This window comes from Achromobacter veterisilvae, assembly GCF_900496975.1.
Taxonomy (GTDB): Bacteria; Pseudomonadota; Gammaproteobacteria; order Burkholderiales; family Burkholderiaceae_B; genus Achromobacter; species Achromobacter veterisilvae.
In genome coordinates, this window is the sequence record NZ_UFQC01000005.1 from 79,069 (window position 1) to 95,222 (window position 16,154).

The 16,154-nt window shown below is 67.5% G+C and carries 13 protein-coding genes; 10 read left to right on the forward strand and 3 right to left on the reverse strand.

Annotation, left to right across the window (positions count from 1 at the left end; all coding sequences use genetic code 11):
- Positions 1 to 7: 7 nt before the first annotated feature.
- Both acnA and AVE30378_RS05905 read right to left on the reverse strand, forming a co-directional pair.
- Positions 8 to 2,713, reverse strand: coding sequence for an aconitate hydratase AcnA (gene acnA, locus AVE30378_RS05900; protein ID WP_129239837.1), 2,706 nt, complete (start codon positions 2,711 to 2,713; stop codon positions 8 to 10).
- 261 nt (positions 2,714 to 2,974) lie between these two features.
- Positions 2,975 to 3,904, reverse strand: a complete 930-nt coding sequence (locus AVE30378_RS05905) for a LysR family transcriptional regulator (RefSeq protein WP_129239838.1) — start codon at positions 3,902 to 3,904, stop codon at positions 2,975 to 2,977.
- 148 nt (positions 3,905 to 4,052) lie between these two features.
- On the opposite strand from AVE30378_RS05905, the gene AVE30378_RS05910 reads away from it, so the two are divergent.
- From AVE30378_RS05910 to AVE30378_RS05920, 3 genes are read left to right on the forward strand one after another with little or no spacing between them, the layout of a single operon-like run.
- Positions 4,053 to 4,940 (forward strand): SDR family oxidoreductase, encoded by an 888-nt coding sequence (locus AVE30378_RS05910; protein ID WP_129239987.1) that lies wholly within the window; start codon positions 4,053 to 4,055, stop codon positions 4,938 to 4,940.
- Complete coding sequence (locus AVE30378_RS05915; protein ID WP_129239839.1) at positions 4,937 to 6,439, forward strand: AMP-binding protein; 1,503 nt, start codon at positions 4,937 to 4,939, stop codon at positions 6,437 to 6,439. Before AVE30378_RS05910 ends, AVE30378_RS05915 begins: the two co-directional genes overlap by 4 nt.
- 55 nt (positions 6,440 to 6,494) lie before the next feature.
- Positions 6,495 to 7,481: a Bug family tripartite tricarboxylate transporter substrate binding protein gene (locus AVE30378_RS05920; RefSeq protein ID WP_129239840.1), complete on the forward strand. Its 987-nt coding sequence runs from the start codon at positions 6,495 to 6,497 to the stop codon at positions 7,479 to 7,481.
- Positions 7,482 to 7,524: 43 nt separating this feature from the next.
- On the opposite strand, the gene AVE30378_RS05925 is transcribed toward AVE30378_RS05920, so the two are convergent.
- Positions 7,525 to 8,361 (reverse strand): FadR/GntR family transcriptional regulator, encoded by an 837-nt coding sequence (locus tag AVE30378_RS05925; protein WP_129239841.1) that lies wholly within the window; start codon positions 8,359 to 8,361, stop codon positions 7,525 to 7,527.
- Positions 8,362 to 8,654: 293 nt separating this feature from the next.
- Here AVE30378_RS05925 and AVE30378_RS05930 point away from each other — a divergent pair, with 293 nt between their 5' ends.
- The 7 genes from AVE30378_RS05930 to AVE30378_RS05960 all read left to right on the forward strand — a co-directional run bounded on the left by AVE30378_RS05930 (position 8,655) and on the right by AVE30378_RS05960 (position 16,088).
- On the forward strand, positions 8,655 to 9,854 hold the full coding sequence (locus AVE30378_RS05930; RefSeq protein WP_129239842.1) for an ABC transporter substrate-binding protein: 1,200 nt from the start codon (positions 8,655 to 8,657) through the stop codon (positions 9,852 to 9,854).
- 90 nt (positions 9,855 to 9,944) lie between these two features.
- Positions 9,945 to 10,802, forward strand: a complete 858-nt coding sequence (locus AVE30378_RS05935) for a branched-chain amino acid ABC transporter permease (protein ID WP_129239843.1) — start codon at positions 9,945 to 9,947, stop codon at positions 10,800 to 10,802.
- The gene (locus tag AVE30378_RS05940) at positions 10,802 to 11,791 is read left to right on the forward strand and encodes a branched-chain amino acid ABC transporter permease (RefSeq protein ID WP_129239844.1); all 990 of its coding nucleotides are present in this window, start codon (positions 10,802 to 10,804) and stop codon (positions 11,789 to 11,791) included. The genes AVE30378_RS05935 and AVE30378_RS05940 overlap by 1 nt, the downstream gene beginning before the upstream one ends.
- Complete coding sequence (locus tag AVE30378_RS05945) at positions 11,788 to 12,567, forward strand: ABC transporter ATP-binding protein (RefSeq protein ID WP_129239845.1); 780 nt, start codon at positions 11,788 to 11,790, stop codon at positions 12,565 to 12,567. The genes AVE30378_RS05940 and AVE30378_RS05945 overlap by 4 nt, the downstream gene beginning before the upstream one ends.
- Positions 12,564 to 13,262: an ABC transporter ATP-binding protein gene (locus tag AVE30378_RS05950; RefSeq protein WP_129239846.1), complete on the forward strand. Its 699-nt coding sequence runs from the start codon at positions 12,564 to 12,566 to the stop codon at positions 13,260 to 13,262. Before AVE30378_RS05945 ends, AVE30378_RS05950 begins: the two co-directional genes overlap by 4 nt.
- Before the next feature lie 31 nt (positions 13,263 to 13,293).
- On the forward strand, positions 13,294 to 14,577 hold the full coding sequence (locus AVE30378_RS05955; RefSeq protein ID WP_129239988.1) for a Zn-dependent hydrolase: 1,284 nt from the start codon (positions 13,294 to 13,296) through the stop codon (positions 14,575 to 14,577).
- Positions 14,574 to 16,088: a M81 family metallopeptidase gene (locus tag AVE30378_RS05960; RefSeq protein WP_129239847.1), complete on the forward strand. Its 1,515-nt coding sequence runs from the start codon at positions 14,574 to 14,576 to the stop codon at positions 16,086 to 16,088. Before AVE30378_RS05955 ends, AVE30378_RS05960 begins: the two co-directional genes overlap by 4 nt.
- Positions 16,089 to 16,154: the final 66 nt, after the last annotated feature.

Genomic DNA, 16,154 nt, shown 5'->3' on the forward strand with positions numbered 1-16,154 from the left:
ACTGCGATCAGGCCGCGAGCAGTTGGCGCAGCACGAAGGGCAGGATGCCGCCGTGCTGGTAGTAGTCGACTTCGATCGGGGTGTCGATGCGCAGCAGCACCGTCACGTCCTGTTTGGAACCGTCCTTGCGGGTGATCGTCAGGGTGACGTCCTGCATCGGCTTGATGCCGTTTTCCAGGCCCGAGATGTCGTACGTTTCTTCGCCGGTGATGCCCAGCGACTGCACGCTGTCGGCGCCCTTGAACTGCAGCGGCAGCACGCCCATGCCCACCAGGTTGCTGCGGTGGATGCGTTCGAAGCTGCGGGTGATCACGGCCTTCACGCCCAGCAACTGGGTGCCCTTGGCCGCCCAGTCGCGCGACGAGCCGGTGCCGTATTCTTCGCCGCCGAACACCACGGTGGGCGTATCGGCCGCGACGTACTGCATGGCCGCGTCATAGATGGACATCTGTTCGCCGGTGGGCTGGAACAGGGTGTCGCCGCCTTCGAAGCGGCTGCCGTCGGGCAGTGCCGGGATCATGAGGTTCTTGATGCGCACGTTGGCGAAGGTGCCGCGCATCATGATTTCGTGGTTGCCGCGGCGCGAACCGTAGCTGTTGAAGTCGGCCTTCATGACGCCGTTCTCTTTCAGCCACTTGCCCGCGGGCGAGGTTTCCTTGATGGAGCCGGCCGGCGAGATGTGGTCGGTGGTGACCGAATCGCCGAACACGCCCAGCGCGCGGGCGCCCTTGACGGTCGGGATCGCGCCCGGCGTCATGCCGAAGCCCTCGAAGAAGGGCGGTTCGGCGATGTAGGTGGAGTCGGGCCAGTTGTAGGTGTCGCCCTTGACGCCCTTGATGTTCTCCCAGAGCTTGCCCGGGTTGGTCTTGACCTGGCCGTAGTTGGCCTCGAACGCCTTCGGGTCCAGCGCGTACTTCAGCAGGGCTTCGACTTCCTCGGTGGTCGGCCAGATGTCGCCCAGCCACACGTCGCCCTTCTTGCCGCGGCCCACGGGTTCGGTCATCAGGTCGCGCATGACGGTGCCGGCCAGGGCGTAGGCCACGACCAGCGGCGGCGAGGCCAGGAAGTTGGCCTTGATGTTCGGGTGGATGCGGGCCTCGAAGTTGCGGTTGCCCGAGAGCACGGCCGAGCAGATCAGGTCGTTGCCGATGATGGCTTCGTTCAGGTCCGGGGTCAGGTCGCCGGCGTTGCCGATGCAGGTCGTGCAGCCGTAGGCGGCGACGTCGAAGCCGAGCTTTTCCAGGTAGGGCAGGAGGCCCGTCTTGGTCAGGTATTCGGTGACCACGCGGGATCCGGGGGCCAGCGAGGTCTTGATGTGCTTGGGCACCGTCAGGCCCGCTTCCACGGCCTTCTTGGCCAGCAGGCCGGCCGCCAGCAGCACGCTGGGGTTGGACGTGTTGGTGCAGGACGTGATGGCCGCGATCAGGATGTCGCCGTTCTTGACCTGGGTGCCGGCGCTGGTGGTGAAGGCGCGGCCCAGCTTTTCGGCGGGCTGGTTGAAGCCGTTTTCGGCGACGGGCTTGGAGTACAGGTCGATGAAGGTGTTCTTGACGTTGCCGATCTCGATGCGGTCCTGCGGACGCTTGGGGCCGGCCAGCGACGGCGCGACGGTGGACAGGTCCAGCGTCAGCAGCTTGGTGAAGTTGATGTCCCCGGCGGCGGGCACGCCGAACATCTTCTGGGCCTTGAAATAGGCCTCGAACGCGGCGATTTCGTCTTCGGTGCGGCCGGTGCCGCGGAAGTAGTCGATGGTGCGCTCGTCGACGGGGAAGAAACCCATGGTGGCGCCGTACTCGGGCGCCATGTTGCCGATGGTGGCGCGTTCGGCCACGGACAGGCTGGCCGTGCCTTCGCCACAGAACTCGACGAACTTGCCCACCACTTTTTCACGGCGCAGCATTTCGGTGATGGTCAGCACCAGGTCGGTGGCGGTGACGCCGCCGCGCAGCTTGCCCTTGAGCTCCACGCCGACCACGTCGGGGGTCAGGAAGTAGACGGGCTGGCCCAGCATGCCGGCTTCCGCCTCGATGCCGCCCACGCCCCAGCCCACCACGCCGATGCCGTTGATCATGGTGGTGTGGCTGTCGGTGCCCACCAGCGAGTCGGGGTAGTAGACGTTGTTCTTCTTGTCCAGGTGCACGCCGCGCGCCAGGTATTCCAGGTTCACCTGGTGGACGATGCCGAAGCCCGGAGGCACGACGCCGAAGGTGTCGAACGCCTGCATGCCCCACTTCATGAACTGGTAGCGCTCCTGGTTGCGCTTGAATTCCAGCTTCATGTTCAGGTCCAGCGCATTCTTGGTGCCGAAGTAGTCGATCATGACCGAGTGGTCCACCACCAGGTCCACTGGCACCAGGGGCTCGATGCTCTTGGGGCTCTTGCCCATCTTGTCGGCCACCGAGCGCATGGCGGCGATGTCGGCCAGCAGCGGCACGCCGGTGAAGTCCTGCAGCACCACCCGGGCCACGACGAAGGGGATCTCGTCTTCGCGGCGGGCGTTGGCCTGCCAGTTGGCGAGTTGCCTGATGTGTTCTTCGGTGACTTTCTTGCCATCGCAGTTGCGCAACACCGATTCCAGGACGATCCGGATCGAGACCGGGAGCCGCTGCACGTCGATGCCGAGGGACTTGCCCAGCGCCGGCAGCGAATAGTACTGACAGGATTTATTGCCGATCTTGAAATTCTTGAGGGTGTCTAGGGTGTTGTGCGGCATGATGGACTCCGTGGTTTTTGCCCGGCTGAAGCCGGCATTTTCTGGCGTTTTTGCGCATTTGTCATTCTATGTGAGACTGGCGCCTGCGCGGCCGTATGTCTTATATCTTATATAAGACTTGGATGGGCCGTCAAAGTTCCCGTCCGGTGATGTGGCGGGCGGCCTTCTGCCTCACCCGATACTCTGGCCGAGGCACGCGCGACTCGCAAGCCTCTTTTATCAAGAAAGTCCTACGCCGGTGTTGCGGCCGCGCGAGGATTCCTACGCAAGAAAGTCGCCCAGCAGCGCGGTCACTTCAGTGCGCAGGAAATCGACCACCGCGCGCTGGGCGGTCGATGGATAGGGGTTGGGCGTGGTCAGGATGAAGAGCTTGTCGCCCGGTCCCAGGGCCTGATAGGCGGGCAGCACCGGCGTCAGCCGTCCGGCCGCGATGTCTTCATGCACCACATAGGCCGGCAGCAGCGCCACGCCCGCGCCGGCGCGGGTGGCCTGCGCCAGAAACGGGAAATACTCCGATTGCAGCCGCGGCGCGAGCTTGGCCTCGTGCAACTGATCTTTGCGGCGCAGGCGCAGCGTGACCTGGGGCCTGGGGTCTGGCGGGCCCAGGAACTGCAGGCGGGCAAGGTCGCGCGGATGGGCCGGCGGGCCGAACTGCGCCAGATAGGCGGGCGCCGCGCAAAGCACCCATTTCACCTCGCCGAGCGCGCGCGCCACATAGTCCTGCGGCGGCGTGCTCATTACCCGCAGCGCCACATCTATTTCCGACGAGATCAGGTCGCTTACCCGGTTGGAAAACAGCACGCGCAAGGTCAGAGAGGGATGCCGCAGGGCGAAGCTCACCAGCAGCGGTCGCAAGGGGTCCAGCTCTCCCAGCCCGGTGGGAATGCTCAGCCGAACGTGGCCCGTGGGCTCGGAGCCGAGCTTCTGCAGGGCGTGGCGGGCGGACTCGACTTCGCGCGCCATGCGCGTGCCGTGTTCATACAGCACCGAGCCCTGTTGCGTTAGTTCCAGCCGGCGCGTGCTGCGCCGGATGAGCTGGGCGCCGAAGGCGCGTTCGAGTTTCTGCAGGTTGCGGCTCACGTGCGAGCGCGTGACGCCGTGGCGCACCGCCGCCTCGCTCAAGGTGCCGGCGTCGACGATGGTGACGAACAGTTGTATCAGGTTGAGGTCCAGCGCGGGCAGGGCGGGCATGCGCAGTCTGATTGTTGACTGTGAGGAAACATAGTTTACGCAAAGTGCGGGATTGTCGCGGTATGGCGCGGGTTGATATTCTGGTCTTCAACCAACAGGAGACCTGGCCATGCCGCAGACCCCGCCCACCGGAAGCCCCCCTCAAACCATGTTCCGCGCCGACCTGTTCCGCGGCCAACGCATCCTCGTCACCGGCGGCGGCACCGGCCTGGGTCACGCCATGGCGGAACGGCTGGCGTCCCTGGGCGCGTCGCTGCATCTGTGGGGGCGCCGCGCGGCCGTGCTGGAGGAGGCCGCCGCGGGCTTGCGCGAACGCCACGGCGCCGAGGTCCAGGTGCAGGCGGTGGATATCCGCGACGCCGAGGCCGTGGACGCCGCGGTGCAGGCCATCTGGACAGAGCATGGGGCGTTGACGGGCTTGATCAACAATGCCGCGGGCAACTTCATCAGCCCCACGGAGAAACTGTCGCCGCGCGGCTTCAATGCCATCGCCGACACCGTGTTTCGCGGCACCTTCTATACCACCCAGGCCGTGGGCAAGCGCTGGATCGCGGAAGGCCGCGGCGGCGCGGTGCTGTCCATTGTGGTGACCTGGGTCTGGACCGGTTCGCCCTTCGTGGTTCCGTCGGCCATGTCCAAGGCCGGCATAGACGCCATGACCAAATCGCTGGCCATCGAATGGGGCCGCCACGGCATCCGCCTGAATGCCCTCGCGCCAGGCGTGATTCCGACCGAAGGGGCCAGCGCGCGGCTGCGGCCCAAGGACACGAGCGCCGATGCCCAGGCCCGGCAGAACCCCATGCGGCGCCTGGGCACCGGACACGACATCGGCGAGCTGGCGGCCTTCCTGCTGAGTCCGGGCTACGACTGGATCAACGGCCAGACCATTGCGCTGGATGGCGGCGATTATCTGGCCAACGGCGCCTACTTCAAGCAGTACGCCGAATGGAGCGATGCAGACTGGGCCGCCGCGCGCCAGGCGATCGAAGCGCGCACGGCGCAGGACAAGGCGCAGCGCAGCACGGGGGGCGCATGACCGGCAGCGGCATCCATGCGGGCGGCCAGAGCCTGTCGGGCGCGGCGCTGGCCGCGCGCGGCGAGCAGGTCGCCGCCGGCCTGGCGGCTCGCGGCTTGCGGGAAGGCGACGTGATCGCCGTCCTGCTGCGCAACGGCTTGCCCTATCTTGAAATCATCCAGGCGTGCAAACGGCTGGGCTGCTACTACTGTCCGATCAACTGGCACTTCACCGCGGCGGAAGTGGCGTTCCTGGTTGAGGATAGCGGCGCCCGGCTGCTGATCGCCAGCGCCGATCTGTGGCTGCCGCTGCGCGACGCATTGCCCGCCGGACTGCCCGTGCTGCTGGCCGGTCCCGGCGCGTCGCAGTCCGGGGCCGAGGACTACGACGCCTGGCGCGACCGCCAGCCCCCCTACGACGGGCCGCGCGTGGCGCCGCGCGGCCACATGGCCTATACCTCCGGCACGACGGGCCGGCCCAAGGGCGTGGTGCGCGCGCCATTCCCGCTGGAGCATCTGGCGCGCCATCTGGAGCAGGTCGAGGCCGTCGTGGAAGCGGCCTACGGCCTGCGCCCGGGATGCCGCGCGCTGCTGCCCGCGCCGATCTACCACAGCGCGCCCAGCGTGTTTGCGCAGGTGGCCTTGCGGGTCTGCGAAACCTTCGTCCTGACCGACAGGTTCGATCCCGTCGAAGTCCTGCGCCTGATCGAAGCGCATCGCATCGATACGGTCTACCTGGTGCCCATCATGTACGTGCGCATGCTGAAGCTGGATGGCGCCACGCGCGCCGCGCACGATCTGTCGTCGTTGCGCTTTGTCGCGTCGACCGGCGCGCCTTGCGCGCCCGAGATCAAGCGCGCCATGATCGAATGGCTGGGTCCCGTGGTGCATGAAACCTACGCCTCCAGCGAGGCCGGCATGGTCACGGTCATCGATTCGCATGAGGCGCTTGCCCGCCCCGGCAGCGCCGGCCGCCCCATCGGCGGCGCGCAGGTAAGGATCTATGGCGAAGACGGGACGCCCTGCGCGGCGGGCCAGGTCGGGCGGATCCACGTGCGCCAGCCGGCCTACGCGGATTTCACCTATCGCAACAACCCGGAGGCCCGCGCCGAGGTGGAGAAGGACGGCCTTATCGGTCTGGGCGACCTGGGCTACCTGGACGCGGACGGTTATCTGTACGTGTGCGACCGTGAATCGGACCTGGTGATCTCGGGCGGCGTGAACATTTATCCGGCCGAGGTCGAGCACCAGCTCATGCAGTATCCCGGCGTGGCGGATTGCGCGGTGTTCGGCGTTCCGGACGACGAGTACGGAGAGCGCCTGATGGCGCTGGTGCAGCCCGCGGCGGGCGCGTCGCCCGAACCCGCGGAAATGACGCAATGGCTGGCCGGGCGGATCGCGCGCTACAAGGTCCCGCGTGAACTGCGCTTGCGCCCGGAGCTGCCGCGCGACGACAACGGCAAGATCGCCAAGCGCAGGCTGCGCGCCGAATTCTGGGCGGGGCGCCAGCGCAAGGTATAGCGGATAGCGGCGCATGGCCGCGATTACAAGAGCTGGATAGCTCGGGAGACAAGCAATGACATACAGACTGACCTCCAGGCTGCGCCGCATCGCGGCCGTGGCAATCTTCGCGCTCGCCGGCCCGCCCGCCGCGCTGGCATCCTTTCCGGACAAGCCCGTCAAGCTGGTCGTGCCCTATACCCCCGGCGGCTCGGCCGACCAGTTGTCGCGGATGCTGGCCGAAGGCCTGTCGCGCGACCTCGGGCAACCCGTCGTGGTGGAGAACAAGCCGGGCGCCAACACCATGATCGCCGCCACGCAGGTGGCGCGGTCCGCGCCCGACGGCTATACGCTCTTGCTGGCCAGCAATGCCAGCATGGTGCTCAATCCCATGCTCTACCGGCGCATCGCCTACGATGCGGCGCGCGATTTCCGTGTGCTCGGCATTGCCGCCGAGCTGCCGCTGGTGGTGGTGGCCAACAACGAGGTGCCCGCCGCCACGCTGGCCGAATTCGTTGGCTATGCCAAGGCGCGGCCCGGCAAGCTGAACTATGCCTCGGTGGGGATAGGCAATCCGCTGCAGTTGGCGACCGAGCTGTTGAAATCGCGCACCGGCATGGACGTGGCGCACATCCCGTACAACGGCAGCGCGCCCGCGCTGACCTCGCTGATGGGCAACGACACGCAGCTCATGGTCGACGTGATCAGTACCTCGTTGCCGCTGGTGCGGGAGCGCAAGATCAAGGCCCTGGCCGTCACGACCAGCGAGCGGCTGGCCGTGCTGCCGGATGTGCCGACCGTGGCGGAAAGCGGCTTTCCGGGATTCCGCGCGGCCACCTGGTTCGGCGTGGCCGTGCCTGGCGCCGTGCCGCGGGCCGAGGCGCAGCGTCTGCGGGCGGCGGTGGACAAGGTGCTGAAGGATCCGGCCTTCCGCGGCCGCTTCGAGCCGCTGGGCCTGGTGATCCAGGCGCCGCGCAGCCAGGCCGATGTCGATGCCTATGTGGAGGAAGACCGCCAGCGCTGGAGCGCGGTGATCAAGGCCAACGCCATCAAGCTGGATTGAGGCGGGCAGGGCGCACCGCCCCGTCCGCAGGGGCGCCGCGCCTTCAGGCTTTCTTGCGGCTGCCGCGGCGCGCGTTGCGCGTGACGTTGCGCCGCGACATTTCGGAATCCAGGATCAGCCGGCCCTCGAGCTTGCCGTGCATGCGCTTGACCGAGCGCATCGCGTCCTGCATGTGTTCGCTCATCAGCGCGCGCACCTGTTCGACGTCGCGTTCCCGGGCCGCCGCCAGGATCTGGCGGTGAAAGCCCGTGTTGGCGCTGCCGAAGCGCTGTTGTTCGGCCAGGGGCATTTCGTTGTCGAAGACCGTTAGCTGCCGGATCATTTCGTTGGTCATTTCGCAACTGAACCGCAGGAACGGGTTGGGGCAGGCCGCGGCGAAGATGTCGTGGAAATTCATTTCCTCCTGGCGCTGCGCCAGCGGGTCCTCGACATGCTCGGCGGACGGATCGCAGCAGGCGATGTTCTGTTCCAGCGCGGCGAAGTGCGCCTCCGTCAGGAACGGCACGGCGCTGGCGGCCAGCTCGGGTTCCAGGAGCTTGCGCACCTGGTAGATGTCCTCGATCCGCACTTCCTTGAAGAACAGGTAATTCTGCATCAACTGGAAGGTGCGGTCCAGCGGCACCTCGACCACCGTGGCGCCGCCGCCCGGGCCGGTGCTGACCTTCACCAGCCCCTGCACCTCCAGGGACTTGAGCGCCTCGCGCATGGTGCTTTTGCTGACCGAGAACATGCTTTGCAGTTCGCTCTCGCGCGGAAGCTTGTCGCCGGGCAACAGATTCTTGGCCGTGATCAGCCGCTTGATCTCTTCGGCGACCAGATCGCTGCGCTTGGGCGGGCTGGAGATGCCGCCGGCCGGTAGGTCCTGACTGTCGAACGCCATTGCGTTTCTCCGTTGCGGGTGTGCGGGGGCGCGCCGCTTACGGCTCGCCGCGGCCCAGGGTTATACCTGATACCGCGGCTATTGACAGAGCCGGACCCCCAATCTGATCATAATAATAATCCTATTTATCATGATAAATAGGATGGTAGTCGCGGGATGGGCAGGCCGCGCTTTTCGGGGCGGCCGCGCCCAGGAGCTTGGAGCAGACAGAGTCGGAAAGGGGACGCGCATGGGGCGCGCTCGACATCGTCAATATGCCGCGGCAATGCCGGCGGCAGCCAGGGAGAACCATCTTGAATCGCCGCAACCTGCTGAAAATCGCCGCGCTTGGCGCGGTGCCCGGATCGCTGTGGGCCGCCCGGTCCGCGCTGGCGCAAGCCGACGCCATCCAGTTCGGGTGTCCGGTGCCCATGTCGGGCCCCTTCGCCGCCAACGGCAAGTTCGCCGATCTGGGCATGAAACTGGCGCTGGAGCAATACGGCCGCGCGCTGGACCGGCCGCTGGCCTATACCGTGCTGGACACCGAGGGCAAGCCGGCGACGGCCGTGCGCAAGGTGCAGGAAGTCGCGCAGCAGAAGGGCGTCAAGTTCTTCGCCGGCGGGATCCTGTCGTCGGAAGCGCTGGCCATGGGCAAGGAGGTCGAGCGCGCGGGCGGCGTGTTCATCACCACCGCGGGCGCCGACGAAATCACCGGCAAGGACTGCAACAAGGCGACGTTCCGCTGGTCGGTGCCCACCTTCGGCGCCATCGAGCAGACCGTCCGTCCGCTGCTGGAAACGCTGCCCAACGCCAAGCGCTGGTACACGATCACGCCGCAGTACGTGTTCGGCGACGGCCTGCTGAACGCGGCCAAGGCGATCTTCAAGGAAAAGGGCATCGAGCACGTGGGCAACAGCTACCACTCGCTGACCGAGAAGGAATTCAGCGGCTATCTCACCAATGCGATGGCCGCCAAGCCCGACGTGCTGCTGATCCTGAACTTCGGTTCGCAGTCGTCGGACACGCTGCGCCAGGCCGTCAGCTTCGGCATGAAGCAGAACTGCACCATCCTGGTGGCCTGGGCGTCGGGCCTGGAACAGTTCGAAAGCCTGGGCGCCGACCTGTGCGAAGGCGTCTACTTCGGCGCCCAGTACTGGCATGGCATCGATTCGCCGCTGAACAAGGAACTGGTGAAGCTGTCCCAGGAAAAGACCCGCGCCAACCCGAACTACAGCCTGGCCGGATCCTACATCTGCACCCGCATCATGCTGGACGCCATCGTCAAGGCCGGCAGCGCCGATCCGGCCAAGGTCGTGGCCGCGATGGAAGGCATGGCCTACCAGGGGCTGACGGGGCCGGAGGAAATCCGCAAGGAAGACCACCAGGTCCTGAAGAACTACTACCTGCTCAAGGGGCGCGCCAAGAAGGACATGAAGGACAAGGACGACTACGCCGAGATCGTGCATAGCGGCCGGTCCTTCCTGCCGCCCGCGGAAACCGGCTGCAAGCTCTAGCCCGCCCTCGAGGCCGGCCCCGCGGGCGCGCCTGCCGCCCGCGCGGGCCGCGCGTCCTGCGGCCTTTCGTTTCCTCCACCGGGCATCCCCATGAACGTCTATCTGCTCCAGGTCATCAATGGGATCGGGGTGGGCATGCTGTACTTCCTGCTGGCAGTCGGCCTGTCCATCGTCTTCGGTCTGTTGCGCTTCGTGAACTTCGCCCACGGGGCGTTTTATCTGCTGGGCGCCTATTTCTGCTTCCAGGCCATCCAATGGGGCCTGGACTTCTGGCTGGCCTTGGCCATCGTGCCGCTGCTGGTGGGCGCATGCGCCTGGGCGGCCGAAAAACTGGTGCTGCGCCACGTCTACGCGCAGGCGCACGAGTTCCACATCCTGATCACCGTGGGCCTGGCCCTGGTGCTGCAGGAACTGGTCATCGTGGTCTGGGGGCCGATCGGCGACAACGTGGCCGCGCCCGCCTCGCTGCAGGGCGTGGTCATGTGGGGCAGCTTCATCTATCCCAAGTACCGCCTGTTCGTGATCGGCTTCACCGCGGTCTTCTCGCTTCTGCTCTGGTACGTGCTGGAAGGCACGCGGCTGGGCAGCGCCGTGCGCGCCGGCAGCGAATCCACCGAAATGGTGTCGATGCTGGGCATCAACGTGTTCCGCATGTTCAGCCTGGTGTTCGCGCTGGGCGCGGCCACCGCGGCGCTGGCCGGGGTCCTGGCCGCGCCGATCCGCGGAGTGGAGCCCTTCATGGGCGTGGAGGCGCTGGGCATCGCCTTCGTCATCGTGGTGGTGGGCGGCATGGGCAGCTTCTTCGGCGCGCTCGTCGGCGGCCTGCTCATCGGCGTGGTGCAAAGCGTGATGAGCACGCTGTGGCCGGAAGGCGCGCGGCTGATGATTTATGTGGCGATGGCGGCGGTGCTGCTGCTGCGTCCCCACGGCCTGATGGGGAGAGGATGATGACGCGCTTGAAATCGCACGCCCAATTGCTGCTGGCGCTGGCCGTGGTGCTGTTGCTGCCGCTGTGCATGCAGTCCGGATCCCTGGCCGCGGAAGTGCTGATCTACGCCCTGGCGGTGCTGGGCTGCAACCTGCTGCTGGGCTTCACCGGCCTGCTGTCGTTCGGGCAGGGCATCTTCTTCGGCCTGGGCAGCTATGCCGTCGGCATTCTGCTGACGCGCACCGGCATTCCGCTGCCGCTGGCGCTGCTGGCGGCCATGGCGGTGGGGGCGCTGGCCGCGACGCTGGTGGGCTGGTTCGCGATCCGCCAGCGCGGCACCTATTTCGTGATGCTGACCTTGGCCTTCGCGCAGATGTTCTACTTCCTGGCCTACAGCCTGCCGGACCTGACCGGGGGCGACAACGGCCTGCTGGACGTGCCGCGTCCGCCGCTCTCGGTGGGCGGGCTGGAGATCCTGCCTCTGGATTCGCCGTGGCGGTTCTACGGCTTCGTGGCCGGTTGCTTCCTGGCGGTGTTCTGGCTGCTGCTGCGAGTGACCAATTCCGTCTTCGGCCGCACCCTGCTCGCGATCCGCGACAACGAGGCGCGCGCCACGGCGGTGGGCTACAACGTGCGGATGTTCAAGCTGGCGGCATTCGCCATTTCCGGCGCCGTCACGGCGCTGGCGGGCGCCTTCCTGGCCATGATGACCGGTATTGCGCCGCTGTCCAGCATCGAATACCACAGCAGCGAGATGATCCTGGTGATGACGGTCATCGGCGGCACCGGCAATCTGTTCGCCTCGGTGCTGGGCTCGGCGTTCTATGTCTTGTTCGCCGATTGGCTTTCCACGCTCTGGCCCCGCTGGCTGATGCTGCTGGGCTTCCTGCTGATCGCCGTCAGCCTGTTCATGCAGAAGGGGCTGTGGGGCCTGGGAGAACGCATCTGGCTGGCGCTGCGGCATCGCGCTGGCGGCTCGGAGCCGGCCGCCAAGGAGACGAACGCATGAATCAGGCCACTTCCACGCCGCTCATGCAGGCGCGCGGCATCGTCAAGCGCTTCGGCAAATTCGTGGCCCTGCACGGGGTGGACCTGCAGGTGCGGCCGCGCACCGTGCATTCCGTCATCGGCCCCAACGGCGCCGGCAAGACCACGCTGTTCCACATCCTGACGGGCACGCTGCGAGCGAGCGAGGGCAGCATCGTGTTCGACGGCCAGGACGTCACCCAGGAGGCCGACTACCAGCGCGTGCAGCGCGGCATCGCCCGGTCCTTCCAGGTGACCAGCCTGTTCGCCAACCTGTCGGTGCGCGAAAACCTGCGGCTGGCGGCGCAGGGCGCGCACCGGGCCGGCGCATTCGATTGCTGGCATCCGCCGACGGGCGCGCGCGCGCAGCGCGAAGTCGTGGACGCGGCGCTGGAGCGCCTGGGGCTGCCGCGGCTGGCCCACGTGGCCGCGGGCGCGCTGTCGCACGGCCAGCAGCGGCGCCTGGAGGTGGGCATGGCCCTGGCGGCGCGGCCCCGCGCGATCTTCCTGGACGAGCCGACCTCCGGCATGGGGGTGGACGACCTGGAGGAAATGAAGCGCCTGATCCGCAGCCTGCGCGACGACCACACCGTGGTGCTGATCGAGCACAACATGAACATCGTCATGGACATCTCCGACACCATCACGGTGATGCAGCAGGGCCGGGTGCTGGTCGAAGGCCCGCCCGACGCGATCCGCAGCGACGAACGGGTGCGCGCCGCGTACCTGGGCAACATGATCACGGGAGGCCGGGCATGATCCTGCACGTCGACGCCATCCACAGTTATTACGGCAAGAGCCATATCCTGCAAGGCGTGTCGCTGACGCTGCCGCAGGGCACGGTGGTCACGCTGCTGGGGCGCAACGGCGCCGGCAAGTCCACCACCTTGAAGACCATCGCCGGCGTGATCGCGCCCAAGGCCGGGGCGGTGCGCTTCGGCGGCCGCGACATCGCCGGGCTGCCGGCCCACAAGATCGCCGCCCTGGGAATCTGCCTGGTGCCCGAACACCGCGGCATCTTCAAGCTGCTGACGGTCGAGGAAAACCTGAAGCTGGGCATGCGCCGCGATTCGCCGTGGCAACTGGACGACATCTACCGCATCTTTCCGCGCCTGAAAGAACGGCGCAGGAACGGCGGCGGCCAGTTGTCCGGCGGCGAACAGCAGATGCTGGCCATCGGGCGGGCGCTCATGAACCATCCGCGCGTGCTGATGCTGGACGAGCCGGTCGAGGGCCTGGCGCCCGTGATCGTCGAGGAGATCGTGGCGCAGATCCAGTCCATCAAGCGGGCGGGCGTCACCATCCTGCTGGTGGAGCAGAACCTCGAGGTCTGCACCCAGCTTGCCGACCGCCATTTCATCATCGAACAGGGAACCATCGTCTACGAAGGCAGCAACGCCGACTTCATGGCGGACGAGAACGTGAAGGACCGCTATCTGGGCGTGGGCGTCTAGCCCCATGCGCAAAGACCGCAAGGAAACCACCATGGAAATGAACGCATTGGAGGCCGTCAGCGGCATCCGCATCGACGGCGAGCGCCTCTGGGATTCGCTGATGGAACTGGCCCGCATCGGCGGCACCGACAAAGGCGGCGTGTGCCGGCTGGCCCTGACCGACCTGGACCGCCAGGGGCGCGACCTGGTCTGCGCCTGGGCCCGCGAACTGGGCTGCAGCGTGCGCGTGGACGCCATCGGCAATATCTTCATGCGCCGCCCGGGGCTGCGCGACGACCTGCCCGCCGTCATGACGGGCAGCCATATCGACACCCAGCCCACCGGCGGCAAGTTCGACGGCAATTACGGCGTGCTCGCCGGCATCGAGGTCCTGCGCACCCTGCAGCAGCACGGCATCGCCACCGAGGCGCCGCTGGAAGTGGTGGTGTGGACCAACGAGGAAGGCTCGCGCTTCGTGCCCGTGATGATGGGGTCCGGCGTGTACGCGGGCGCCTTCACGCTGGAGCATGCGCTGGCGGCGCGGGACCGCGACGGCGTTAGCGTGGGCGACGCGCTGCGCGCCATCGGCTATGACGGCCCCGAGCCGGCCAGGCCGCGGGCGGCGGCCGCGTATTTCGAAGCGCATATCGAACAGGGCCCCATCCTCGAAGCCCGCGGCATCACCATCGGCGCGGTGCAGGGCGCGCTGGGCCAGCGCTGGTACGACGTCGTCGTCACCGGGCAGGAGGCGCACGCCGGGCCCACCCCGATGGAGCTGCGCCGCGACGCCCTGGTGGCCGCATCCCGGCTGGTGCTGGAGATCAATCGCATTGCGCTGGACCATGCCCCGCACGGCCGCGCCACGGTGGGCTGCATCGACGGCTACCCGAATTCGCGCAACGTGATCCCGGGCCGCGTGGCGCTGACCGTGGACCTGCGGGCGGCCGACGACGCCACCCTGGACAGCATGGCCGCCGCCCTGGCGCGCGCCTGCGGCGAACTGGCGGAGCCCGGCCGGCTCGATATCGAGAGCAAGGAAGTGGTGTACTTCCCGCCGCAGCCCTTCGAGCCCCGGCTGGTGCAGGCTGTCCGGGACGGCGCCCGCACGCTGGGGCTGGATTCGCTGGACGTGATCAGCGGCGCGGGCCATGACGCGGTCTACATGGCGCGGGTCGCGCCCACGGCCATGATCTTCGTGCCGTGCAAGGACGGCATCAGCCACAACGAAATCGAGGACGCTCGGCCCGAGCACCTCGAGGCCGGCTGCAATGTGCTGCTGCACGCCATGCTGCGCTGCTGCGGCCGGATCCAGTTCCCCGAAGGAGCGCCGGCATGAAAGTCCTGATCGCCCGCATGAACCACGAGACCAACACCTTCTCGCCGGTGCCCACGCCGCTGTCCGCGTTCGGGCTGGACGGCCCCACCTACGATGCCGGCGCCTATGCCGAGAATCACGGCAAGCGCACCGCCATGTCGGCCTTCATCGACCTGGCCGAGGCGCGCGGCGCGGAACTGGCCACGCCGGTGTCGGCCACTGCCTATCCCAGCGGCCGCGTGGCCGCCGACGCCTACGAAGCCATATGCGAACGCATTGTCGCGGCCGCGCCGGGCTGCGGCGCCATCCTGCTGGACCTGCACGGCGCGATGGCGGTGGAAAGCACCGACGACGGCGAAGGGGACCTGCTGGAGCGCGTTCGCCGCGCCGCGCCGGGCGTGCCCATCGGGGTGGCGCTGGACCTGCACGGCAACGTGACGCCCAAGATGGTCGCGAACGCCGACGTCATCATCAGCTTCAAGACCTATCCGCACATCGACATGTACGAAACCGGCGAACACGCGGGCCGGCTGCTGTTCGACAGCATCGACGGCCGCATCGCGCCATTCATGGCCTGGCGCCGCCTGCCGCTGGTGTCGCACACGCTGCGCAGCAACACGGACGAAGGCGCCATGCGCGACGCCGTGGAGATGGCCAGGCGCGCCGAAGCCGAGGGCGCGCTGGGCGTGTCCGTGCTGGCGGGTTTCGGGCTGGCCGACATCCCCCATCCCTGCCTGAGCGTGGTGGCGGTGGCCGACGGCAGCCAGGAGGCGGCCGAACGAGTCGCCAGCGATATGGCCGCGGCGATCTGGGCTCGCCGCGAAGGCTTTCTCTACGAAAGCGAACCGCTCGCGCAATCGCTGGCGCGCGCGGGGCGGCTGGCCGAGAGCGCCGACAAGCCCGTGCTGCTGCTGGACCACGGCGACAACTGCATGAGCGGCGGAACCTGCGACACGATGGACGTGCTGGTGGCGGCGGTGGAGGCGGGGCTGGACGGCATCGTCGCGGGCCTGTATTGCGACCCCGAGGCCGTCGACACACTGACTCGCGCCGGCGTCGGCGCGGAGGTGGAGCTGCCCGTGGGCAACAAGCGGCCCATCGACAGCATCGGCCGGCCGGCCAGTCCGGTCACGCTGCGCGGCACCGTAAGCGCGCTCACCAACGGCGAATACGTCATCACGGGGCCCACCTACACCGGTCAGCTCGTCAGCATGGGCCGCAGCGCCGTGCTCGATATCGGCGCGGCCAGGCTGGTCATTACCGAGCGCACCCACGAACCCTGGGACCTGGGCGTGTTCCGCAGCCTGGGGGTCGAGCCCACCGAGGCGCGCTACATCCTGGTCAAGTCGCGCATGTATTGCCGACCGGTGTTCGTGCCGATTTCCTCGGCGCTGGTGGAGTGCGACAGCCCCGGCGTCACCAGCTCGGACTGGTCGCTCTTCGATTTCCGCAAGCGCGCCGGCCCGCATTTTCCGCTGGAACCGCTGGCCCCGGGCGACTACGATGCCAGCCGCGCGCCGGTGGAAGGGTGAGAGTCCGAAGGGCAGGTGTCTGACACCGGCGTCGGCAGTCGTCTCTTGGTCAGGTGTCTGACACCC

Excerpts from the sequence above, each read along its gene's own strand:
- acnA (WP_129239837.1), bottom strand. The coding sequence starts at position 2,713 with ATGCCGCACAACACCCTAGACACCCTCAAGAATTTCAAGATCGGCAAT.
- AVE30378_RS05905 (WP_129239838.1), bottom strand. The coding sequence starts at position 3,904 with ATGCCCGCCCTGCCCGCGCTGGACCTCAACCTGATACAACTGTTCGTC.
- AVE30378_RS05910 (WP_129239987.1), top strand. The coding sequence starts at position 4,053 with ATGTTCCGCGCCGACCTGTTCCGCGGCCAACGCATCCTCGTCACCGGC.
- AVE30378_RS05915 (WP_129239839.1), top strand. The coding sequence starts at position 4,937 with ATGACCGGCAGCGGCATCCATGCGGGCGGCCAGAGCCTGTCGGGCGCG.
- AVE30378_RS05920 (WP_129239840.1), top strand. The coding sequence starts at position 6,495 with ATGACATACAGACTGACCTCCAGGCTGCGCCGCATCGCGGCCGTGGCA.
- AVE30378_RS05925 (WP_129239841.1), bottom strand. The coding sequence starts at position 8,361 with ATGGCGTTCGACAGTCAGGACCTACCGGCCGGCGGCATCTCCAGCCCG.
- AVE30378_RS05935 (WP_129239843.1), top strand. The coding sequence starts at position 9,945 with ATGAACGTCTATCTGCTCCAGGTCATCAATGGGATCGGGGTGGGCATG.
- AVE30378_RS05940 (WP_129239844.1), top strand. The coding sequence starts at position 10,802 with ATGACGCGCTTGAAATCGCACGCCCAATTGCTGCTGGCGCTGGCCGTG.
- AVE30378_RS05945 (WP_129239845.1), top strand. The coding sequence starts at position 11,788 with ATGAATCAGGCCACTTCCACGCCGCTCATGCAGGCGCGCGGCATCGTC.
- AVE30378_RS05950 (WP_129239846.1), top strand. The coding sequence starts at position 12,564 with ATGATCCTGCACGTCGACGCCATCCACAGTTATTACGGCAAGAGCCAT.
- AVE30378_RS05955 (WP_129239988.1), top strand. The coding sequence starts at position 13,294 with ATGGAAATGAACGCATTGGAGGCCGTCAGCGGCATCCGCATCGACGGC.
- AVE30378_RS05960 (WP_129239847.1), top strand. The coding sequence starts at position 14,574 with ATGAAAGTCCTGATCGCCCGCATGAACCACGAGACCAACACCTTCTCG.